Consider the following 23,472-nt stretch of genomic DNA (forward strand, 5'->3'; position numbering starts at 1 on the left):
TTAATGATAGTCACTTACTGCCAAGTATATAGATGATTAAATCAAAAGCTTTTTATAGACTTTTTTGAGTTACCTTTTTATTCTGCTGCTTTCCTCGCATTGAATGATAAGAATAAGAGTGTTCCGCCGATTAATAGGATGATTGCTATATAAAAGCCCATAACTTTAGAACCTGTAGCGTCAGAAATAGAACCTGTCAGTGTTGGTGCAATAACCGAAGACATCATACCGAAAAAGTTAAAGACACCTAGAGTCGTACCAACACCTACTTTAGGTGCATTTTCACCTAACCATGAAATGATAATCGGTTCAACTGCCAGCTTTCCTAAAAATCCATATAAAATCAAGGCAATCATCAAGAAAGTTGCGTTCGTTGCTTGAACCGTAACTAAGAGCATTAAAGCAGCAAGTATTTCTAAAATAACAATAAATGTCACTTTTTTATGCATATATTTATCTGCCAAACGACTGAAGAACAATGCACCCGGAATAGATGCAAAAGCTACTAGAGAAGAAGAAAAGCCAATTGCAACCCCTTCAAATCCTCGTTCTGTTCCGAGGAAATTCGGCAGCCAAGTCACAGTCATATAGTAAGCATAGCATGTCGCAAAATATAACACATAGGTGAACAGCATCCGTAAAGAAAACAAAGTTGTTAGAGAAACTTTTTCCTTAGGTGCTTCACTGACTTCAGCTATCGCTTCCCGTTCCAAAAAGGCGACATCATCTTTGTTACTGCGAATAATTAAGGAAAAAGCAATTGTCATACATACAATCAGAAATGCAGACAAATACATCATTGTTTGCCATGGCATTTTCATCTGAATAACTAAAAAACTCGATAGAATCATTCCAAACCCAGATCCAACAGCTGAACCGCTGTTTACGATTGCTGTTGAGAAGCTTTTCTTCTCTTTAGGTATATTTTGTGAAGTCAGTGAGTAAGCTGACCCGTAAAAAGAGCCGCAGCCAATCCCAGCTAAAAAACTCCCTGTATAAATCATCGTAATTGATGATGCTTGCGAAATCAAAAATGCTGCTAAAGCAAACACCACAAAACCGGGAATTAAGACTTTTTTCTTTCCTATCTTATCAACTAAAAACCCTGCAGGTATCTGCATAATTACATACCCTAAAAAATAAAAACTTGCAATAGATCCTAATGCCGTGTCCGAGATATTACCACCAAGTGACTCATTTATTTGCGGATAAATTGGTGATAATGCGGACCGATAAATCCAGATTGTTACCCAACCTGAACACAATAAGACGATAATCTGTTTCCAGTAGGCAAAACTTGTTTGTTCTTTATTGATCTCCATATTTTCTCCTCCATCATTAGCTCTTGTAAAGTTTGTGCACCTCTTCAAGAAAACGCTTTAACATGCTTTTAGTTTACGTCTTCCTTTAACATTTTTCATTTGACATTTTTCACAAAGTACTAATTTCTATTGTGCATAAGTGCTAATTCGCTTGATAATAGTTAAGTGCAGCGGTTACTGCTTTTCCTGCTTGAATTTCAGCACCGTAATACAATAAGACACCTTCCAGAACTGCAAGAACATGAAGGATATTTTCTTTACGACTGCTATAACCCATATTCCCGATTCGCCAAACCTTCCCTTTTAAATCCCCAAAGGAACTCGCAATCTCTACACCAAAAGAAGTCAGCATTTCTTCTCTGACAGCTTCACCATCGACTCCATTTGGTATCAAAATAGGTGTCACCGTTGGCATTTTTGTTTCGACTTCACCATAAAAAGATAGACCCATTGCCTTCAGTCCTGCAATTAACGCTCGATCATTTTTTTCATGGCGTGCATAGGCATTTTCAAGCCCTTCCTCAAGCAGCACTCTCAACCCTTCGTGTAAACCATAAATCATACTAGTCGCCTCAGTATGATGATTGATTCTTTCTTCACTCCAATATCTTTGCAGCTGACTTAAATCCAAATAATTACTGCTAATGTGTCGTTTGTTGCGATCAGTTTTACTCAATCCCAGTTCTTTCTGATAACGAGCATTCACAACTTCCGCTACCCGATCATTATATGTAACTAAGGATAAGCCTGAAGGGACACTGAGACATTTCTGAGTACCTGCAATTGCCAGATCAACACACCATTCATCCACAAATAAAGGAACCCCGCCATAGGTCGCAACCATATCGACAACAAAGAAGACATCCTTTTGGCGACAATAAGCCCCTATTTCTTGCAGCGGCTGCATCTGACCATTTGCTGTTTCACCATGAACCATCGCCACAATTTTCGGCTGAAAATCATCAATCTCTTTTATGACAGTATTTGGCACAAATGGGGTCGTCCATTCTTTCTCCATATAGCGGACTTCTGCCTGCGCACGCTCGCAAATTTCCCCTAAGAGATAAGCAAATCGTCCATAGACAGGAATCAATACCTTATCTCCCGGCTCAATTAAAGCAATTAGTGCTGCCTCCAGTCCAGATCTTGAGGTTCCATCTACCGCAAAAGCCTCTTTATTTTTCGTACCAAAAGGCTGTTTAATCATTTCCTTTACTTCATCCATAATTGTTAAAAACATAGGATCAAACTGACCTAAAATTCGACTAGTCATCGCTTTTAAAACTACAGGATGAGCTTCCACAGGTCCAGGTGTCATAATCGTTCGTTGTGGTATTGCTAATTCTTTATACATTTTTTTCTCCCCATTTCTATATTCGCTTGTCAACGCTTCCATCATTATTGTACAATAGAGCTAACTTCTGCACGTTTTTTGTGCATTTTGATCAAAAACCAATCAAAAGGAGTCTCCTTATGAAAAAATTAACTGACTTATTAGCCATTCCTCGTTTTTCAGGACTACGCTTATTAACAGATAAAACTAGTACCCAAAAACCAGTTGAAAGTATTGAAATCACTGAAACGCCGGATATTGCTCATTATATTCCAGAGAAGACATTCATATTGACCACTGCAATGGTTTATAAAGATAATCAAAAAGAGCTATTCCCTTTAATTGACTCTCTCGTTGCAAAAAATGCATCTGGTCTCGGCATCAAAATAGGGCGCTTTTTAGATACTGTTGATATAGAAGTGATTGCCTATGCACAGACTTTAGGCTTTCCTATTGTTGAAATTCCTGCAACTATCCCCTTGGGAAGACTAATGCATCAGCTGTTAAATGTTCTCTGGAATACCAAGACCGAACAGTTGAGCTATGCCTTAGACATTCAAAAACGTTTTTCTTCATCCTTAATTAATGACGTTAGTATCGCCCGCTTTATTGCTGACTTCGGTCAAATTGTAAATACACCAATTATTCTTTTAAATCCTTTTAAAAAGGTGATCGCTCATTCCAAACATTTTACAAAAATGTCTAAGCCTGCAGAGTATTATATCCATGAACTCACCAAGAAAATAGGAGTCTTCACCGGCGAGAAAAGTGGTACTATTCCTATTACTGACTTGAATCAAAAAACATCTCAAATTTCTTATTTTGCGATTGAAACATCCAGCTACTTTCCTTATTATTTGGTTGTCTTGAATCCTGAAGCTATTCCTTTTCCTGTTTCTGAGTTTGCCATAGAACAAGCTGCATTAGTACTTTCTTTCATGCTGTATAAAAATCAAAAAGTCCAAGAATCTTTAGAAGATTTGAAAACTGAATTTCTAACTCGTATGATTGAATACCAGCAGTCAACAAAACAACAACAAAAAGATTGGTTAGACCTCGGGAAGACCTTTGGTTTAGTTAAAGCCCGGCATTATCGGGTGATCTATGTTGCCTGTCAGCCCACAGAAATAACACAAGCAACAAAAGTCAAATACCAAAAAGAAGAAAGTGAATTGGCTTATCAATGGTTTACCGAACAGCTTCCTCATCGAATCAAAGACACCTGCCTGTTCAATCTAAAAGGCAGCAATCATTTTGCTATCTTAGTCCAACATAAATGTGAACAGTTGGAGGCTGATTTAACGGAAACCGCTGATGCTTTGGCTGCTTGCCTGCCCTTTAAAATTACCTTTGGGGTCGGAACAGTCTATGAAAGTATTAATGATTTAGCTAGTTCGTTTATCGAAGCAAAAACTGCTTATGAAGAACGTAAATCGCAAAACTCGTCTTCGTCTGTCACATTCTATCACCAAAAAGGGATGCGGAGTCTTTTTGAAAAGATGAGCCCTGAGGATATTCATTATTTTTGCCGAACAATCCTAAAAGAATTAGCCTTCCCTCAAGAAGATGCCTTAATTGAATTACGCAAAACACTTCGCTATTACCTTGATTTCCAATGCGAGATAACTCGCACTGCTAAGGCGCTTTTTGTTCACCGCAATACGATAAAGTACCGCATTGAACAATGTCAAAAACTATTGGGCAAAAATGTCCATGACCCAGCAGTTAGTCTTGATTTGCGCCTAGCCCTGGAATTATCTGAAGAAGGAGACTAAAACAGCCGAATTGCTGGTTTTAACCAGCAATTCTAGTCCCAGCTTTTCCAAGTAATGCCTGATCTGCTTCTTCTAGTGAACAAATGATTGCTGTTTTCCCTTGTTTAGCAAAGTCAATTGCAGCTTCCATCTTTGGCCCCATACTTCCTTCTGCGAAATGTCCTGCATCAAAGTAAGCCTGCGCTTGATCTACAGAAATACTACTTAGCTTCTCTTGCTCCGGCGTACCATAATTGATATATACATTGCTAACATCTGTAAGCATCATAAAAATGTCTGCATCTACCTGCTCTGCTAATTTCTTTCCGGTTCTGTCTTTATCAATCACCGCTTCAACTCCGCGCAGACCTTTTTCTTTTTTAACGACCGGAATACCACCGCCGCCGCCAGCAATCACAATCGTATTTTGATTTAATAGATGAACCATTGCTTCTACACCATGAATTGCTACAGGCTTGGGAGAAGGAACTACGCGACGATAGCCGCGACCTGCATCTTCTGCCATCACCCAATTTTTTTCTTCCTCCATTGCCTTTGCTTCTATCTCATTGTAAAAGAGACCGATTGGTTTCGTTGGTTTTGTAAAAGCCGGATCTTCTGATGACACTTCTACTTGTGTTAATAACGTTACCACATTACTTGTCAGTTCTTTTTGTTCAATTTTATTTTTAATACTCTGTTCCATTAAATAACCAATAAAGCCCTGTGACTCTGCATTACACACATCTAAAGGAAAAGGCGGAACAACTTCCTTGGCTTCTTCATTTTGACGTAAAATGTTGCCAACTTGCGGGCCATTGCCATGAGTTACTACAATTTGATGATTCAATTGTTCAATTTTTGAAATTTGATCCGCACTTAATTCAATATTTGCAATTTGCGTTTCAACCGTGGCTGGTTGATTTGGTTTTAAAATTGCATTGCCGCCTAAAGCAATCACTACCCGCTTTGCCATAACGATCCCTCATTTCTATTTTGTTGAAATCTATAAATACTTCTTGCAAAGCCAGCAAGAAAATCAGCACCTGAAGTGTGTCCAGTCTTAAGAATTTCCTGAATAGCTCGATAGCTTTTTGCTTCTTCCTGACATTGACTAACTGCTAATGGTAATTGACTAAATGATCCTTGCAAAGCATTTTTTAAATAATGAAGGCTGACATCCGTCGTTAAATCAGGGACTGTTTCAAGCTTATGCTGTAAATACCTAACTAAGCGCTGATCTTCAGCCTTCATAAGCAAGCGAGCCAAGAAATGTCCGACTAGCATGTCATCTCCTGAAGGCGTCAAACCAAGCCCTCTTCCTAATAGAAAGTTCAGCCCTATTTGCTGCTGTGAAAATGAATCCTGACACACTTGATCTATCGCCTGACAAAATTGATGCTGACTGGATAATGCTGCATTGACCTTTTCTTGATAACCAGTTTCTTTATTCACCTTTGAAATCAACAAAAAAAATAGCTTTGGATCAAAGGTCGCTGACTGGGCTGCCCATTTCGTGGAGTAGCTTTGAGCAGATTGGAAGGATAGCTGATGCTGCGGAAAAATAATCAGCCGCTGCTGTATCAAAAACGGCATTTCTGGCCAGATTTCATTTTTCAAGATCAAAAAGTCTTTCTCTGCTACTTTGATACCTTTAGGAATTTTTGTTTCCTGTGCAGTAATCGTCACTAAATATTTTTTCTGCTGATCCTGGATATTGAAGCTTTTTTGAAAAATGCTATGAATATACCAGTATCCTTTCATCAACTGTGAGTCAAAAAGTACCTGATCCACCCATTCAGCTGCCAGCATTCCTTTCATTCCCTTCTCGTTTGCAAGAAAATTTTATTCTTACTCTTCCTTAAATCCTAATTTTTTTGCATAAGCTAAGACTGCTTTCTCAAAACAATCTATTGGTGGTGTTACTGTACCCGCACCAATTTGTCCAAGTCCTGCCTGCTTGTTCGCAATCCCTGTATTAATGACAGGCAGAATACCCGTTTCAACAACTTTGCGAGCATCAATACCCAGACATATTCCCTGAAAATCCCAAGTTGGTACTGAGAAATTAGGATTCGTATCAATACAAATTTCCAACATCTCATTACTTGTTTTTAATGCATCCTGAAAGCCGCCAGAGCCTACAAACCGTGTAACTGCTGGAGCCGCAATCATTGCCATTCCTCCAACACCGAACGTTTCAGTAATTGCACTATCTCCCATATCCGGAGAAGCATCTTCTTCACTAAACCCTACAAAATATAACCCTTTTGGTGTGTTAACCGGTCCGGTAAACCATTCATCCCCCATTCCAGAGATACGAATGCCAAATTCATGACCATTACGACACATAGCTGTAACAACTGTTCCTTCTTCAATTGTTCGAGCGCCATCCAGCACAGCCTTTGCAGAAGCCATCATAATATTCAGGAAAAACTGATCTGTATCTGCCAAGAACTGAATAACCTCTTGTTTTTGATTTTCAAACGCATCCAGCCCTGCAATAATTGGAGCCATTTCCTTTAAGAAAGCTAAAGAAGCTGCAATATTCCGTTGATGGAATTCATCGCCCATAGCAATTGCTTTTGCAACAATGACATTCATATTGAATCCCTCTGGTTTCATGTGCAGTGCAGCACTTAAAACAGGTGCTAATGTATCTTTCATCCAGTGAAGACGGTCAATAACCTCTTGTGAATAGGCGCCAAAACGTAAAACAGCACCAATTCCTTCATTCATAGTACAAAAAGCACGATTCCCATCTGTCTTATTTTCCACGACTAAAACCGGCATATGCGCCGAGGTAATTCCTCCCATCGGTCCAACAGCTTGAACATGATGACAAGGAATAAGCTTAACTTCACCTGTCTCTAATAATTGACGAACCTCTGCCTCTGTTTCACCCCAGCCTTCAAAAAGACCGGCTCCCACACAAGCTCCTTGTATTGGATCAACCATTTGATCATACCTAATAGGTGGACCAGCGTGTAAAAGAACTTTGCCTTCTGATAGCTCTGGAATCACACTTTCTGCTGGAACAACATCCATTAGAAATGGCGACCCAGCAACAATTTTTGCAATAACAGCTTGATTTGCTTCTTCAATTGTTTGATACACGATAATTTCCTCCTACTCTTTCAATGAAGCTTGGGCTAAGAAGCGCAGTGCTTTTTGCAATGTCACATTGCCGCCCGCAACAGGCTGCCAGTCATATTGAATTACACTGCCGTGATGTTCACGGATTGCTTCTGCAAAACTGCGCAAGCCTACATTGATAAATGCCTGATTTTTCAGCAATTGCACAACTGCCTCGGAAGGTTGCGGCAAAGCTTCGGTTGGTTGTGATTTTGGTAATAATTTACGAGTGATGTTTGGCAGAGGATGCCCTAATAATACAAGAGCTTTTTTAACTGCTTGTGCATTGCTCTGGCAAAGCGTTACACCTGCCTCAGTTAAAATTGCAGCCTGCTTATTGATATCTTGCGGGTCAAGGTCTGTACCAACAATTGTTCCAATAATTGCCAATGATCGGTCAGCCAAAGCTGCATTCGCTTTCAATTCCTTAATTGTTGGTGCCAGCTCACTCGCCATATCTGCATGTGAACCATAGCCTAATACGATATCCAATAAAATGACTGCTGTTGCAGGATCTGCTGCTGCCTGTTGCAGCATCTCTTTTCGTTTGCTTGGATCAATCATCGGATGGGGCTTTCCTTGTGTATAAATATCATCACCAAGATCAATAATTTCATGCCCTTGTGCTTTCAAAATATACCCATCCTCATGTGGTGCATCCTCTGATAGCTGCAAGCCTGCTTTTACAAGCATTGCCGCTTCATAAGCTAACGTTCCGCCTGAGTAATAAGCTTTGATCTTTTGCTGCTTCGGACTAAAAATAGTTTTTGACTGATCAATCATTTCATCAATCGGTGTCACTGCTTCTTCATGTAAAAGTTGAACAGCAATTTGTGCTGCTTCTTCTAATGTATAAGCACGGTACAAGCCAACTTCATGATCTGTTGGTTTTTCTCCAAGAAAGATTGTAACTGCCGGTTTTGTTCCTTTTCGTAAAAGATCAAGAACTTCATCACGAACTTGCGGAGCAGGTGGCTTTGAAATGACAACAATCACCTTTGTTTCTGGATCATTTTCCAATGCAATAATGCTATCTTTGACTGTGATTCCTCCTACTGCTTCACTTAAATCACGTCCACCAGTACCAAGTGCTTGTGTTACGCCCGCTCCTAATTTATGGATAATTGTTGTTACCTCTTGGATACCTGTACCCGAAGCACCCACAATACCAATACTTCCTTTACGCACTGCATTTGTGAAAGCAACTGGGATGCCATTGATAATACCTGTGCCGCAGTCAGGTCCCATTAATAAAAGCCCTTTATCATGAGCCATTTTCTTCAAACGTACCTCGTCTTCTATTGATACATTGTCGCTAAAACAAAAAACATGTTTCCCTGCTTCTAAAGCTGTTTCGATTTCCGGAGCAGCCAAGGTTCCGGGAATAGATAAAACTGCTGTTGCTGCTGCTTCGCCTGCTTCCAACGCCTTCTCCCATGTTTTGACTGTTTGAGGTCCTTCTTCCCCACTGCTTTTCCCTTGATCAGCTATAAAATCAGCTACTTCTTTTAAAACAATATCAATGAGGTCTTTATCTTCAATATCTAATACAAGAACCATATCATTTGAAGTAGCAGCTGCCATTTCATCCGTATAAATACCACCTGTTTTAAAAATATCCTTGTTGGCAGGAGTACCCATCATAACAGAGGCATTGCTTACACCGTCCACTGTAAGTAAACGGTTGGTCAATAGCATTAGGACAATAGAATCCTGATAATTATTTTTTTGGATAATCGTGTATAACATTGGTTTCCTCACTTTCCTGTTCCAGATTGAGCAAATGCATCCGCCCCAGAATATTGATCAAAATGAACAGTATCACTTAATAAATAAGCATAGATATTTTTTTCAATCGGGATGCCTTTTTTCATATATTTTTCATAATTTAGTTGATTGATTTCTCCTGGATAATACACTTGTTGAAACCCTTCAGCAGGAGGAATCTCATGTAATTCAGTAACCATTGTTTCAATTGATTCTTTAAATTGCTCCAAATCAGTAAAGCGCTGCGGATCAATTAAAAGAATAAACTGTCCTAAATCCCGCCCTTTGGTTAAATCATTGTACATTGAGGAAACATGTTTCCCAAATGGCAATCCCAAAAGCATTCCCGACAAAATATCCGCCATCATCATAAGACCAAAGCCTTTAGGTCCTGAGATTGGTAACAAGCCATGAACATGATGAGGGTTTGTCGTCGGTTTCCCTGAAGCATCAACCGCCCAATTATCTGGAATGTTTTTATTTTTTGAACGAGCATCTAAAATTTTCCCCCACGCTTGTACTGTTGTCGCCATATCAAAGACAAGGGGGGCTCCATTTTTACGAGGAGCGGCAAAAGCAATGGGATTTGTTCCAAAATAATTCTCTTTACCGCCAAAAGGAACAACCATCGGATCTGATTGACACATAGACAACGCCAATAAATTTTCTTGTGCTGCCTTCCTCACGTAATAAGAAAGAGCTCCACTATGGCTAGTTTGTCGCACACCGACAGCCGCAATTCCCGATTTTTTTGCCATTTCAATAGCATAATTAGTCGCCTCCAGCACCACAACCTGCCCAACACCATTTTGCCCATGAACAATCCCGCTGCTTGGTCCTGTTTCTTCAAACGTAATTTCTGGTGTACGGTTCATCCCGCCCTTTGCAATTCGTTCTGCATAATAATCAACTCTTACTGCACCATGGGAATGAATACCACTAGCATCTGCAAAAACCAAGTGCTCCGCAACGATGTCCGCATGTTTTTCAGACAAGCCTGCTGCTGTTAGTTTTTTTTGAATCAGATGATGCAGCTCCTCTGGCTTAACAATTACTGTTTCTTCCATTCTGCTCTGCTCCTTCTTAAATCTCTGGATCTCGATTACAATCTTTTGAATAGATATAAGCCAAAGGTTCATCTCTGCCAACACCATACGCAGCTTGTTGAACGTAGGCACTCATAAAAATATAGTCGCCTTTTTCCACTGGGAACCATTCATTATCTAAGTTGTACATCCCTTTACCAGATAGTAAATAAGCACCATGTTCCTGATAATGCGTTTCGATATAGCCATGACTGGCACCAGGTTCAAAGGAAAGTATGTGCATATTCATATCAAAACCTAAATCTTTTGGTAAAAAATCCCATAATAAAACATCTTCCATATCCTCATAATGGACAGGTGTCAAGTCAGAGAGATGTCCGACAATTTTATAGGCCTGATATCCTTCAAGCGGCTGGTAGCGTTTTTTATAAAGAAAGACTTCGGTTGCTTCTTCTTGAAGATTCCTCATAAACATTTTTTCTCCAGCTGGCAAGTAGAGATATCCGCCAGTTCCTAATTCATGAGTTTCTTTTCCATCACCAACTTCTAATTTCCCATTAATCACATACAAGAAGGTTTCAATCCCTTCCCCTCCAAAACCTTGAATATTTTCCCCTCCCTTTTTAAAAGAAACGAGATAATCTACAAAGGAAGCGCCCAGCTTCTTTGAGCCTAAAATTGAACATTCACAATTATCAAAGCCTGGAATTACATTATTGACTAACCCGTCATGGGGTAAAATTGCATAGTTGTTTTTCTTAACAATTGCTCTGGATTGCAATAAGCCATCTAAATAACCAGTATTATTATTCCTATAACCCACTATTCTTCCCTACTTTCTATTCTTGATAAGCTAATTCATACAAGGCAGCTGCCAGTACTTCTACACCTGCTGTCAAATCTTCAATGGTTGTTTCTTCTGCTGGATTATGACTGATACCATTGATGCTTGGGACAAAAATCATTGCCGTTGGGTAATGTGGTGCAATAATCTGGGAATCATGACCGGCTCCACTGTGCATTACTTTGTATCGCTTACCCGATTGTTTAACTGCCGATTCAATTGCCGCAACGATTGTTTCATTCATTGGTACCGGACGTTCATCCATCCATAAATCCATTTCAACATCTAAATGATGTTCCTGTGCAATTTTTTTAATTAAGTGCTCCGCTTCTGCAGCAAAGGAATCCAAAAGGGCGCCATCAGTATGACGGCAATCCATTGTAAATAAAACTTCTCCTGGCACAACATTGACAGTGTTAGGTTTAGGCTCCACTTTCCCAAAAGTAACGACCAGCGGATCTCCCAGTTCAAGACCTCGATCTATTACAGCTGAGCACATCTTAGCAAAGCCATATACTGCATCTCGGCGGTAGCCCATCGGCGTAGTGCCTGCATGATTCGCTTCTCCTTTCAATACAAAGGTATAGCGTTTTTGCCCAGCAATATTGTTTACAACTCCAATTTGCAAGTTTTCTTTTTCTAAGACATTTCCTTGCTCAATATGAATTTCAACAAAGGCTTTGATATCTTGCCTAAGTGTCTTATTTGAATCACAAAAGTCGAAGCCTTGCCGTCTCATTTCTGAAACAAAGCTTATTCCATCAAAGTCAGCAATTGTTTCAACATCTTCTCGTTTTGCTTCACAAACGAAGTTTTTACTTCCCCAAAAAACTGTTGGGAAACGGCTGCCTTCTTCCTCTGCCATCGAAATTACTTCTAGTGAGCGTAACGGGTTACCATATGTTTCCTGCAAATACTTAATTGCTAAATAAGCAGCAGCTACCCCATATTGTCCATCCAGGGTTCCACCATTTACTACAGTGTCAATATGCGATCCTGACATAACTGTTTCTTCGGGATACATTGTTCCTTCCAGACGTCCAAAAAGATTTCCAACAGCATCAAAGTGCGTAGACAATCCTGCTGTTTGCAGTTTCTCCTGTATAAACTCCTGAGCTTGCTTCCAGGAGTCAGTATAAAGTAGTCGTGTCATACCCCCTGTCGGATCATTACCAATTTGGGACAACGCATCAATTGTTGCAGCTACTTCTTTTTTTAAATCCATTATTTTTGCCTCCTTTGATTTATATTTCGATTGTAAGCGTTATACGAAAACGAATCATTGTTTAGTATCCACAAAATGCATTATATTTTTGGTCAAAACGCATATGATTAAAGCTGAGAGCGAGACAGAAATAAAGTTCCAAACTCTCTAAATTCAATTGACTTAAAAGGAAGTCGGTTCAATTTTATCGCTTATCGCAAACAGGAAGAGAAAAATGTTTCTGCTCATGAATTTAAAGAATACCAAGTGGAATGTATAGTGAAAATCATAGTAGACCTTCATAGGAATACTACAAAGAAAGACCGGAAGAGATATTTTCAACAGCAGAAACCGGAAAATCTATAGTCGAAGAAAAAGCGACGTAGAAACAGTTTTGGGCTGTACCTGCAGCTATAATATGGGGACAGAACTATGAAACATTTCTTGTCCACTACACTAAAAGCGACACCCCAAGCAGCTTTAGACCATTTAGCTGTCAGTCACTGGTTTATTAAGCCATTACAAACTTCAAATTTTCTTTTTTAAGAGACTGTGTTATTTTATCAAATGAAAATGTTGCCGAAAATAAATTTATTTTCCAATAAAAATCAAAAAAATACGTTTTATTTACTGACAAACATAAATAAAACATATTTTTTATATATAATTATAAAAATGAAAATTGATTGCAGCTTTGACAAGATCGCCTCTCTAGATGGTTTTTGTGAAAAAATTTCAAAAACAAAAAATTTATCTTTTTTTATTGAAATTCAAGTACCTTAAAATATCTGCTATACTTAGTTCAGTTGAAAGATGAGCGTAGCAAAACTTCTTTCTAACTATCTCCCCTTGAAGCCAAACTTAATTCATATTAAGCTTGGCTTCTCCCTTTTTGGTGCTTATAATTAAATATCTTCATATTATGGTCAGGCTGATTTTTCCGTTAAGCAAAAGCAGTCATTTTTTTCTGTATTTTCGCCAAATATCGTATATCAGGAACAGGATAGAAAATAAAGCAATTCCATAGCCAAAAATACCCAAAATAGAAACAAATCGCCTAGTCATGGTTCCGTTAAATTCAACAAGCATAGATGAACCGATAATCAGCGATGATAAGATCAAGCCAATGACCAAACGATTCACCATTACCTCCACTTTGTTCAACAGCTCATCCTGCTTTTTCAGTTCAATGTTGACTTTTGCCTTCCCTTTTGACAGATCATCCAGAACATCCAGCGTTCTGCTGGGGATCTGAGGAACTGCTTTTGCAGAATACAATGCATCCAATATCGTTCGTTTAAATTCCGTTGACCAGTCAATTTTTTCAGTAAAATATTTTCTAGCAAAAGGTGCAGAAATCTCCACCAATGATATTTCGGGTGCTAGCTCTCTAATCATCCCTTCAAAAGTAATGACTGACTTAATCAGCATTGTTACTTCCTGAGGAATCTGTAAATTATTCTCATGACAGATGGCAACGATTTGGAAAAACAGGCTTTGCAAATTCAATTCTCCAATACCCACACCATAGTTTCGTTCAAGTAATGGCGTCAATTGCTCATAAAAATGCTCCTCATCTAAAGGCCCAACCTTCTTGCATACTTGTAAAATTGCCTGACCAGTCACTCTGGTATTATTTCTGTACAGACTAACCATAATATCAGTCAGTTTATTGAGCATCTTATCCTTCAATTGTCCCATCATACCAAAATCCAGATAGATCAAACGATATGGCAGCTGCATATCTTCTCTTTGATAAAGAAAATCAATCGTTTTATACTTGAATTTCTTCTCAAAATAGTTGGCTTTATTTTTTTCAGCTCCAAACTCTTCATTAACTTTTTCATCTGCAGCTTGAACAAATATATTTCCCGGATGCGGGTCTGCATGAAAAAAACCATCTTCAAAAACCTGTTTGATGTAGTTACGGACAAGAATATTCCCAAACTCCTCCCGCAATTTCTGATTGGCGGGATCTGATTGCTGCTGATTGCCAAAAAAACTTCTAATACTGGCCCCTTCAATATATTCCATCACTAAGACTCTCGGAGTACAATATTCCTGATAAATTTTTGGTACTTGTATAATGGACCAGTTATTGTTGAGTTCATAAAAGTATTTTCCATTAGCTGCTTCCTGAATCCCGTCCAGCTCTTTTTCAAGCGACTGCTTAATCTCCTGAAAAATATTTTTAAGATCAATTATTTTCGACTCAGGAATATATTTAATAAGAGGCAAAGCTTTTTCCAACAGGGATAAATCCATGCCAATTTCTTCCCGTATCCCTGCATGCTGAATCTTAACAGCAACTATCTGGCCTTCAGGTAAAACAGCTTTATGTGTCTGACCCATTGATGCAGATGCAAAAGGCACTTCTTCAAATGAGGAAAACAGCTCTTTAATAGGCTGCTGTGCTTCAGTCTCAATGATTTCTTTTATTATTGGATAATCATCTTTTTTCACGTTATCCTGTAATTTTTTCAGCTCATCGATAAATGACGGAGGAAAAATATCAGTTCTGACAGATAACATCTGACCTATTTTAATAAAGGTTGAACCCAGCTCTTCAAAAGCTGTTCTGATTTTTTCCGGATGTGTCTGCTTCACTAAATTCTGGATGACATTATACTCGATAAATACCCCTGTTATTTGTCTGAATCTTGTACTTTTTTTATATTTCCGGTTCTTTTTCTGCGCTTCAGTATTCATTGCCATTTTTTCCCCTCCCTCTCTTTCATAGTACCTGTAAACCTTTTATGGGGCAAACAATTCCTCACTTAAAAAAATACGACTGAAGCATTGTTAGAGCTGTTTTTATCGAACTGCCTACTCAATAAAAGAAACAGCCGCCGGAAAAAAATGAAGTAAGGGGGTTATCTAACTGATTAAGTGATCGTTAAAAATAGAAGTTAACATACTCTACACTAACAATGGTTCTTATCTAAATATCCATCACTATTCACAAGTACCAGACAAAAATACTGCAGGCTATTTACATTTAAGTTAATTACACCTGAAGCACTCATATTGATTATAAGGAGCTCTTTAATACTGAATCTATAAGAGCCATTTATTTATAAAAAAATGAAAAACATCTGAAGTGCTGATAAGTCAGTCTTTCAGATGCTCTATCTTTTATACGTTTTTTGAGGTTTAAAAAGATGAAGCCCCCTATCTGCCGATCATGCTTCATCCTCAATTAAACTAGCACTACAATTTATGTCGGAAAAAAATTGGAGAAAGATTTTTCCCTTCCTCCAATATTCATAATTGATACTGTCAGTCCGATTTTATACGAAAGCTTATCAATAGGTTTCATTATTCAGGATAAACGAATAGTATGAGTTCATAAATGTTTGACAAAGAGTCATTAAACTTACTTTACACTAAACAGGAATTTCCTGATAGTTTCAGGTTGTTTTTTGACAGACTTCCTCGTACTAGTTCCTTGTCTATCCTGTTGTTCTATTTGATAAGTACAGCTCAAAGTACTCATTGAGCAGCTTAAAGCCTTCCATTTTCTGTTCCACTTCTTTTGGACAGTATATCCACTTGCCCATAACCTTTCGTTTAGAGGCAAGCTCTTCTACTTCATCAAGAAAAGTCGGAACACTGTTGACAAGCTGTTGACAGCTAAGTTCATTATTCAACAACATATCCTGCGGTTCATCTCCAGTTTCAATTGTTGACCAAAGATAAGGAAGCACCTCAATCTGTCGGATATTGCTGTAAAAATCTTCTTTCGAAACCATTCCCCGGGAACCTATTCCGCCTTTAACTCTTTTAAAACTTGAATAAATCTCTCCTTCAAGCTTTTTCAGCCGTCGCAGAGAAGTTGTTGACATTCTTGACTGCTCGGTTACTGGCTGATTTATTGGCTCTGTTCTTTTTGGATGATCAGAAACTCGATCCAGCATTTCTTCTATTGCAAGAGTCACTGTAGGGGCTCCTTGTGGAGTTTGAGATTCTGCTGGAACTGGATTTGTTCTTTGCTGATAAGCTGTTGGCATAGGTCTGGATGCCTGTAAAAACGATTCCTTGGTTGGAAAGCTTCTGGTTGCACCATGGTCATTCTGCTGCTGTGGTTGATTGGTCAGTGCCTGTACAGGTTCATTTTCTCTGTGATAGCCGTCAGATGGATGCACACTATTGATCCGGTTACCCGACATCCCACCGGTCACTCTGACCTTCTGCTCCAATTCGGCAATTTTCTGATTTGCCTGAATCAATTGAACATCTACTTTACCAACTGTCTGACTAAGCTTTTTGATTTCCATCGCATTCATCTTCAGCTGTTCCTGATCTTTATTATGCTGTTCCGAAAGCTTTTTCACTGTCTCACTCTTTTTCAGCTTCATCACAGGTACTTTTTTCTGACCCTTTTGTTTTACATCAGTCAATTCACTTTCTACAGACTGTAATTTTTCAGTCAACTGACTAATTACCTGATTCAATTTCATCGTTTCAGAAATAGTCTCCTGTATTTGACCATGCTCTTTTACTTGTTGAGCCAGCTCTTCCGGTGTCTGTTCGGCTTCTGAAACCTTCGTTTCAACAGTGCTCAGTTTATCATTGATTTCCTTAAGCTGATGTGAAATCATTGATACCTCTTTACTGGTAATAGCCATTTTTTCTTCGAGATTGTTCTGTTCCTCAAATCCTTGAGGTGGTAACGGCTGATTTTTCAGCAATTCTCTGTTTCGCCGAGACTCCTTCTCCAGCTTCATTGTCAGCTTCTCTATCTCCTGCTGAGAGAAATCTGTTTTAGCTGTCAGCTTTTGCACTTGTTCAAGTGCTTGCTCCACACGCTGATCCAAACCGTTTCTTTTTTCTTTGCCGTCAAAATAGATTTTAAATTTTGGCGGTTTTCTGTTCACTGAGGTGCTCTCAAGCCGTTCAACCACCTGTTGTTTAAATGCTTGAAATTCTTCAGTCATTTTATCTAATTTAGCTATTGTCTCATCAATACGCTGACTATTTTCATTTTCTTTTTCAAGCGTCTTTTTAGCAGCCGCTTCACTTTTTATTACCTTCATTACAGGAGGCGTTTTGCCGGACTTTAATACCTGCAATTCTGAATAAATATCTGTTAGACTTTCATTATACTGATTCATCATTTCAGTCAGAAGCAAGACCTCACTGTTTGTTTCCTGCCATTCTCTTACCATTTCAGTCGTCGCAGCAACAGGGGGTTCCATAAAATTAGATGTATGCTCCAAGGCCAATGAAGGTACTGTCAGCGCACCCATCCAGTTTTTTAATTCAACAATTTGGAATTTAGTCAGCGGCTGAGGCAAAGCAAGCAGTAAAGTAACATAAACCGCTTTAGGAACTGTTCGTACATACATGTTCTTCGTAACTATATCCTGAAAATCTTTATTAAATCTTTCCGGTAAATCCTTCAGCAGATTTTCCATCTGAGATAATTCCAGATAATCATCCTGTTCTTCAAACTTTCTCACCAAATAAACAGAATACTGGCACAAGATATCTTCTGCGTAGATCTCTTCTCCCAGTCGTTCCTGCTCTATCTCTTTTCTCAAAAAGATTTTCTTGTTCCCCTGTGCATACTTATTTAAATTCTCCATAATTGGTTAATGGCCCCTTTATTTCTATCCAACTAATATACCCGTGTCTGTCTTGGATATTCATATTGTTCTACCCATCTGAATTTTCACCTTATTACCCATCGTCTATTCTACACTAAAAAGAGCTAAAGCTGTTTTCATAAAATAAACAGACTTTTAAAAAATTTGAGAATTTTAAGACTTTGTCTTCAGCTGTTTTTTTCGTATATAGGGTATGCCTATCTATTTTATAATATTTGCACCGGCAACTCAATAGGCGAAACAAGTACCGTTTAAGTATAACCATCAGCCTTTTATATATTGCCGCAAAATGAATTAAAAATCTTTTGAATAAACTAGATAAATAAAATGAAATCAGTAAGCTTTTGCTATGAATTTTTCTTTGATATCAGATTTTTTGAAGCAAATTACTCAAATATTCAGCACATACCTGTCCTTATTTGGGTTCTCTGTAGTACCTTTCAATTCTTTTTTCCGGAACAAACCATATGATAAGAATTACACAATTGACGATCAAAACCAGATAAGGATGAATCACCCAGCCAATAATAAGCGCAAGAATATTTAAACCTAAAGAAAAATACAATTTATAATAGCGCTTCAATGCAATTTTTAACTGTGTATTCTGTTCATCGGCCCGAAATAATTCTCTCATTAAAAGAAAATAGGATGCATCCGCCAATAATACAACTATTCCATAAACCAACTGTGGAACCAGACTATCCAAATAGTTTCCCACCCATGCAGTCGCAAAAGGCATCAGTGTCAGAGTAAAGATAAAAAAATTATTTGCCCAAAGCACTCGTCCGCTGATTTTATGTACCATCTGAAACATATGGTGATGATTGTTCCAGTAAATGGCCAGCATGATAAAGCTGATAATGTAAACAAGAATCTTATGAAAAATTCCCCATAAGGCCGACCAGGTATCTGACTGCGGCGGCAATAATTCCAGTACTAAGATAGTCATAATTATCGCAATAACTGCATCGGTAAAAGCTTCCAATCTCGTTTTTGACATCACGCATCATCTCCATTCAGTTTTATTTTACTGACTTTTTTTATTAAGGCAATGGATAAGTCTTTTATCAACTATAAGTGCTTACCACTTCAACTGTAAAAATAATCCTGATAGATAGTAGGAAGACAGCTCTGGTACCCTCCGCTGATTTTATCCTGTTGTCCAATAATGAAACAAGACATAATCAGCTGCAGTTTCCACTATATATTTATAATCAAAATAAGAATCAATATCTCCATAACGAATTATTTTTACTATATTTGATCGAATGGCTAAAGAAGCAATTTTTTCGGCAACGGGAAACCAGTTATAAAATACTTCTTCAGAAATATACTTATAAGCAACTGCTCCATTTTTAATATTTAGATATTCGGGAAACCAGTTTTTTTTAAGAAGTTCCTTCCATTCTTGAGAATTAAATCCTTCCTTCCACATGGAATTATCCATCGACCACTCTTCACTCTCGTATAAACTATGGATAAACAGCAGCGGAAAAGCTTCTTCCAGTGAACTAATCTCCTTTTTAGAAACCATTGCATAATACGCCCCTTGTTCACCGCTTGCACTTACCTGATAACTTTCAATTATGTCCTGATAATACTCCGGTTCTATTTTTGAACCTTTCTCTGTCAGATAATCTAAATCCACAAGCATCTTTTCAAATTTATCCATCTTTAACTCCTCTAAGTGTAATAAATACTATTATATCAAAGGAACGAATAGTAACAGTCCACTTAAAACTAAGATACCCTATAAGGAACTGTATTCTTTTCAGCATTTAACTTGAGACAAACAAAAAATATCCCCCCAGAGTCGGACAATAAATCGGTCTTCAGGTGGATGCCTCCCATTTTTTCTCTTGCTATACTTTTACTATAGAAAATAAACAGGAACGGAGAGAATAAAATGAATAATAATAGATCTTTGGTAGCTAATGTATTGATGTTGATTGGGTTTTTCTTTGCAGCTGGTATTATTATCAGTATAATTTTAGGAATTGTAAGCAGTCTGCTATGGTTTGCAATTAAGATTGCGATTCCAGTAGCAATTGCTGTATGGTTGGTTCGCCTGATTTCACGTCCTTCCAAAAATGTCCGCAGATACTACTAATATCAGCTAAGACGGCACACATGGACTTAACATACAAAGAAGGATGGCGGCGAGCCATCCTTCTTTGTATGTTCATTGACGAAATCCATAAACAATATAAGTAATCCCAAATATCATAAAATAGAAGCCGACTAAAAAGCTTAATGTTAGCGCTGAGGACAGCGGGTTGAACAACAATACAAAGCCCAAAGCAATTCCCAGAATATCTACAATCAAGCTAAACCAGTAATAACCGGCACTGAAGGATCTTGCTAAATCCAAGGTAAATAAATTTATAAACGAATCCAGAATAAACCAGATTGCAAAGACATATGGTAAAACTGAAACACCCACTCCAAGATTAAACAGCAGGTAAATTCCAACAATAATATCAACAATACCCAATATAACTGGAACATAAGACTTGTAGCCAACCAGCTCCTTTAACCGATTTCGTACAAATATTTCAAAAATCCCTTTGAAGATCGCAAATATTGTAAAAACTATAACAATAGCAAGCAGATTCCCTGCCGGATCCTGAAAGGATAGTAAAGCGGTCATCACAAACAGAATTCCCAAAAGCAGCGATCCCCAGTCTAAACCTGAACGATGTTCCTTATCCATTTTCTTTCGCCTGCTTTCCTACTTATATATTTAAAGGAAATTTTATTATATTGGAGCAAATTTTAAATACTTATTAATTTAGGTAGTTTACATTTGAAATTCATTTCCTCGAAGATTTTTTTAAAATAGCCCCTTTTATCTGTTTTTAATCCATTCACTAAAGCCGACCTCTTTCAACTTATTCAAAAGTTTTTTATCTGAAAAATCTTTGATTTCCACCCATTTAGTTTCTAGTTCTGCACTTACTCTATCAGTTTTTTCTAATTTTAATATATATCTAAAATCATAATGCATATGTTCTTTTTCATTCTTTTTTGAATTTTTTTCAATAGTATGAATGTCAATATCTATCGGAAAACTATTTTCTATGTGCCAATCAGCTAATGATGTTCTATACCCTGTTTCCTCAAAAACTTCTCTGATAGCGGATTCAAAATGCTGTTCATCTTTATCTATATGTCCACCCAGAAATAGCCATAAATTCAAATACGGATGTTTAATCAATAGTATTTTTTGATCCTTAATAACTATACCACTAGCAGTAATATGTCCATCCATATTTTTTCTATCATCCTTTTCACTTTAATTTCCTTTCCCTTCTCTGAATTAAAATAATTTCATTTGTCAAATTAAGCTAGACACTATCTCATCATCCATATAACTCAAAAATACTTCCATGGGGGTTCGATAGTTCAGTGATTTCCTTGGAATATGGTTCCTTTTTGAGGCAACCGATTGGACAAATGCCTCATCAACTTCATTGAAATCCATACTAATTGCCCCGTTATTTCGCTATGCCCGTTTCATTGCTTCTTTCAGATTCTTCGGTTCTAAAATCTGAACCATTAGCTTTTGTAATTTCTGTTCGTCGGATCAGAGATTTGCCTAAGTCTTTCCTTCAGATTCCACATCACCATGGACATCTTTGACTTCAACTAGGTACTTTCCATTACTTGGACACGCTAAAGACTTTACCCCCTTAGAGTTTGATCATGCTGGGCAAACAAAAAGACATCTTCCAAGTAATGGAAAGTGTCTTGAAACATTCTAATTGACCGGTACTCGATTTCTGAAGAAATCTCCGTCCCATATTGTATTCGTAAGCAAATAAATTTGCAACGACTCCAACAATTAACGTTTTGAGAAGCGCCGTATAGGCTATATAAGAATCTCCATCTATAAGAATCCCTTTAAATCAACATTCATAACTATCTAAATTGGATAGAGGAGTATAAAAATGGATGATTATGGATAAAATTGTTACCAATTAACACTAAAAAAGATTGATAGAAAGAATGAATACTTCTATTTGATGTTACTCGAAAAAGTAACATGGATAGGCTACCTCAATCACGAAATAGTGGAAAGGGAGTGTGATCTATCTACACATACAGAAGAACACTCCCCTCTTTCATCTCCTGCGACAGAAAAAACTGTTCCTATCACCCATTGGGCAAAAAACGATGCTTCCAATGAATCAGAACTATCTACACCTGAGGCGGAAAAATTAATGGATGAACTCGCCTCTTTACGCCATAAACGAAACGAACATGTTGTCTATGAATAAGTTAAAAGCAGGGTTTACTACACTTATTCTTTTTAGTGGACTTCTATTATTTCTTGTGGTGGGTAGCTTCTCTGAACCAACGTTAGGCAGTCATACATCCTCCTCACAAGCTTTACCTGCATCAGTTTTACGATGGGAAGAAGATGTCCGAAAAGAAGCAGAAAAAAACAACATTTCCGAAGCAGTCTCTTACTTACTGGGAATCATTATAATTGAATCAGGTGGAAATGCCGAACAGTATCCAGATATTTTTCAATGTAGCAAGTCACAAGGCTGGGCACCAAATACCATCAGTGATCCACAACAGTCCATCGAAGTTGGGGTGAAGTATTTTGCGGAGCTTTGGAAGTCTCACCGTGATTATGACCTACTGAACATCTGCCAAGCCTACAACTACGGTAGTGGCTATTTATCCTTTTGTGAGCCTACTTATTCATTAGAAACAGCTATTGCCTTTTCCAAGAAACAAGCGAATGGAAAACAAGTCTCCTATATTAATCCAATCGCTAGGCAACTAGGTTATTCTTATCGCTATGCTTATGGCAACATGTTTTATAGTCAGTTGATTCAGCAATACCTCGCCTCGTCTTCTGATACATCAAGTGGAAATAATTCAGCCCTTGTTTCTGCGGCATTAAAGGAATTATCCGAAGGGAGCCATCAAGGAGGAACGAAATATTGGCAATGGTATGGTTTTGGTGGACGAGTAGAATGGTGTGCAGTGTTTGTTTCATACTGCGCCAATCAAGCAAAGCTTCTATTAGAAAAATTTGCCTATTGTCCTACAGGAATCAGTAATTTTAAAGCGAAGAATCAGTGGTTTGGAAAAGACCAAGTAAAAGAAGGATTGGTGATTTTCTTTGATTGGAATGGCGATTCAGTTAGCGATCATGTAGGCATTGTAGAAAAAGTAGATGGGGATACCGTCCACACAATCGAAGGCAATTCAGGAGATATCATTGCGAAGCGAACCTATGAAAAAAACAGTATTTATATTATGGGTTATGGTTCCTTATAAAAAAAAGAGTGTGGGACAATAGTCAGAAAAAAATCTGATTATTGTCCCACTTTTTTTGATTTTAAGGTATACAAAAAGCACACGACCTTATAAGATTAAAGTGACTAAACTCAACCAAAAAGGAGTGTGCCTTATGTTTAAAAATTATACCATTAATCAA

General features: G+C 37.9%; 19 protein-coding genes and 1 pseudogene. 4 read left to right on the forward strand and 16 right to left on the reverse strand.

Annotated features, from left to right (window positions below; genetic code table 11):
* Positions 1–77: 77 nt before the first annotated feature.
* Together IW492_RS04010 and IW492_RS04015 are read right to left on the reverse strand one after the other, a co-directional pair.
* Positions 78–1,322: an MFS transporter gene (locus IW492_RS04010; RefSeq protein WP_202065552.1), complete on the reverse strand. Its 1,245-nt coding sequence runs from the start codon at positions 1,320–1,322 to the stop codon at positions 78–80.
* A 142-nt stretch (positions 1,323–1,464) separates the two neighbouring features.
* The gene (locus IW492_RS04015; RefSeq protein ID WP_202065553.1) at positions 1,465–2,676 is read right to left on the reverse strand and encodes a pyridoxal-phosphate-dependent aminotransferase family protein; all 1,212 of its coding nucleotides are present in this window, start codon (positions 2,674–2,676) and stop codon (positions 1,465–1,467) included.
* A gap of 119 nt (positions 2,677–2,795) precedes the next feature.
* Here IW492_RS04015 and IW492_RS04020 point away from each other — a divergent pair, with 119 nt between their 5' ends.
* Positions 2,796–4,430: a PucR family transcriptional regulator gene (locus IW492_RS04020; protein WP_202065554.1), complete on the forward strand. Its 1,635-nt coding sequence runs from the start codon at positions 2,796–2,798 to the stop codon at positions 4,428–4,430.
* Positions 4,431–4,449: 19 nt separating this feature from the next.
* Here IW492_RS04020 and arcC read toward each other — a convergent pair whose 3' ends face one another.
* The 11 genes from arcC to IW492_RS04075 all read right to left on the reverse strand — a co-directional run bounded on the left by arcC (position 4,450) and on the right by IW492_RS04075 (position 19,686).
* On the reverse strand, positions 4,450–5,385 hold the full coding sequence (gene arcC, locus IW492_RS04025; protein WP_202065560.1) for a carbamate kinase: 936 nt from the start codon (positions 5,383–5,385) through the stop codon (positions 4,450–4,452).
* On the reverse strand, positions 5,370–6,221 hold the full coding sequence (locus IW492_RS04030) for a DUF2877 domain-containing protein (protein WP_202065562.1): 852 nt from the start codon (positions 6,219–6,221) through the stop codon (positions 5,370–5,372). The genes arcC and IW492_RS04030 overlap by 16 nt, the downstream gene beginning before the upstream one ends.
* Before the next feature lie 39 nt (positions 6,222–6,260).
* Positions 6,261–7,526 carry a DUF1116 domain-containing protein gene (locus IW492_RS04035; protein ID WP_202065568.1) on the reverse strand — a complete coding sequence of 422 codons (1,266 nt, stop codon included), beginning with the start codon at positions 7,524–7,526 and terminating at the stop codon, positions 6,261–6,263.
* Positions 7,527–7,538: 12 nt separating this feature from the next.
* Entirely contained in the window at positions 7,539–9,293 is a 1,755-nt protein-coding gene (gene fdrA, locus IW492_RS04040; RefSeq protein ID WP_202065570.1) for an acyl-CoA synthetase FdrA, read from the reverse strand.
* 8 nt (positions 9,294–9,301) lie between these two features.
* Positions 9,302–10,378: an ureidoglycolate dehydrogenase gene (allD, locus tag IW492_RS04045; protein WP_202065571.1), complete on the reverse strand. Its 1,077-nt coding sequence runs from the start codon at positions 10,376–10,378 to the stop codon at positions 9,302–9,304.
* Between the two features lie 16 nt (positions 10,379–10,394).
* Positions 10,395–11,180: a (S)-ureidoglycine aminohydrolase gene (gene allE / locus IW492_RS04050; protein WP_202065572.1), complete on the reverse strand. Its 786-nt coding sequence runs from the start codon at positions 11,178–11,180 to the stop codon at positions 10,395–10,397.
* Between the two features lie 16 nt (positions 11,181–11,196).
* Positions 11,197–12,426 (reverse strand): allantoate deiminase, encoded by a 1,230-nt coding sequence (gene allC / locus IW492_RS04055; protein WP_202065573.1) that lies wholly within the window; start codon positions 12,424–12,426, stop codon positions 11,197–11,199.
* Positions 12,427–13,362: 936 nt separating this feature from the next.
* Positions 13,363–15,120 carry an ABC1 kinase family protein gene (locus tag IW492_RS04060; protein ID WP_202065574.1) on the reverse strand — a complete coding sequence of 586 codons (1,758 nt, stop codon included), beginning with the start codon at positions 15,118–15,120 and terminating at the stop codon, positions 13,363–13,365.
* Positions 15,121–15,857: 737 nt separating this feature from the next.
* The gene (locus tag IW492_RS04065; RefSeq protein ID WP_202065576.1) at positions 15,858–17,993 is read right to left on the reverse strand and encodes a hypothetical protein; all 2,136 of its coding nucleotides are present in this window, start codon (positions 17,991–17,993) and stop codon (positions 15,858–15,860) included.
* Positions 17,994–18,429: 436 nt separating this feature from the next.
* Positions 18,430–19,014, reverse strand: coding sequence for a TMEM175 family protein (locus IW492_RS04070; protein ID WP_202065578.1), 585 nt, complete (start codon positions 19,012–19,014; stop codon positions 18,430–18,432).
* A 150-nt stretch (positions 19,015–19,164) separates the two neighbouring features.
* Positions 19,165–19,686, reverse strand: coding sequence for a hypothetical protein (locus tag IW492_RS04075; protein ID WP_202065580.1), 522 nt, complete (start codon positions 19,684–19,686; stop codon positions 19,165–19,167).
* Between the two features lie 234 nt (positions 19,687–19,920).
* Here IW492_RS04075 and IW492_RS04080 point away from each other — a divergent pair, with 234 nt between their 5' ends.
* A complete protein-coding gene (locus tag IW492_RS04080; RefSeq protein ID WP_202065582.1) occupies positions 19,921–20,124 on the forward strand; it encodes a hypothetical protein in 204 nt (67 codons plus the stop codon).
* A 72-nt stretch (positions 20,125–20,196) separates the two neighbouring features.
* On the opposite strand, the gene IW492_RS04085 is transcribed toward IW492_RS04080, so the two are convergent.
* From IW492_RS04085 to IW492_RS18605, 3 genes and pseudogenes are all read right to left on the reverse strand, one after another.
* Entirely contained in the window at positions 20,197–20,727 is a 531-nt protein-coding gene (locus IW492_RS04085; protein WP_202065589.1) for an HdeD family acid-resistance protein, read from the reverse strand.
* A gap of 135 nt (positions 20,728–20,862) precedes the next feature.
* Positions 20,863–21,285, reverse strand: a complete 423-nt coding sequence (locus IW492_RS04090) for an NUDIX hydrolase (RefSeq protein WP_202065591.1) — start codon at positions 21,283–21,285, stop codon at positions 20,863–20,865.
* 66 nt (positions 21,286–21,351) lie between these two features.
* Positions 21,352–21,501 (reverse strand): annotated as a pseudogene (locus IW492_RS18605) (IS30 family transposase); the annotation flags it as partial.
* 538 nt (positions 21,502–22,039) lie between these two features.
* Between IW492_RS18605 and IW492_RS04095 the strand changes: the two are divergent.
* Together IW492_RS04095 and IW492_RS04100 are read left to right on the forward strand one after the other, a co-directional pair.
* Complete coding sequence (locus IW492_RS04095; RefSeq protein WP_202065593.1) at positions 22,040–22,294, forward strand: hypothetical protein; 255 nt, start codon at positions 22,040–22,042, stop codon at positions 22,292–22,294.
* The gene (locus IW492_RS04100) at positions 22,287–23,312 is read left to right on the forward strand and encodes a lysozyme family protein (protein ID WP_202065601.1); all 1,026 of its coding nucleotides are present in this window, start codon (positions 22,287–22,289) and stop codon (positions 23,310–23,312) included. The genes IW492_RS04095 and IW492_RS04100 overlap by 8 nt, the downstream gene beginning before the upstream one ends.
* Positions 23,313–23,472 lie beyond the last annotated feature (160 nt).

It is taken from the genome of Enterococcus sp. BWB1-3, from assembly GCF_016745275.1.
Taxonomy (GTDB): Bacteria; Bacillota; Bacilli; order Lactobacillales; family Enterococcaceae; genus Enterococcus_L.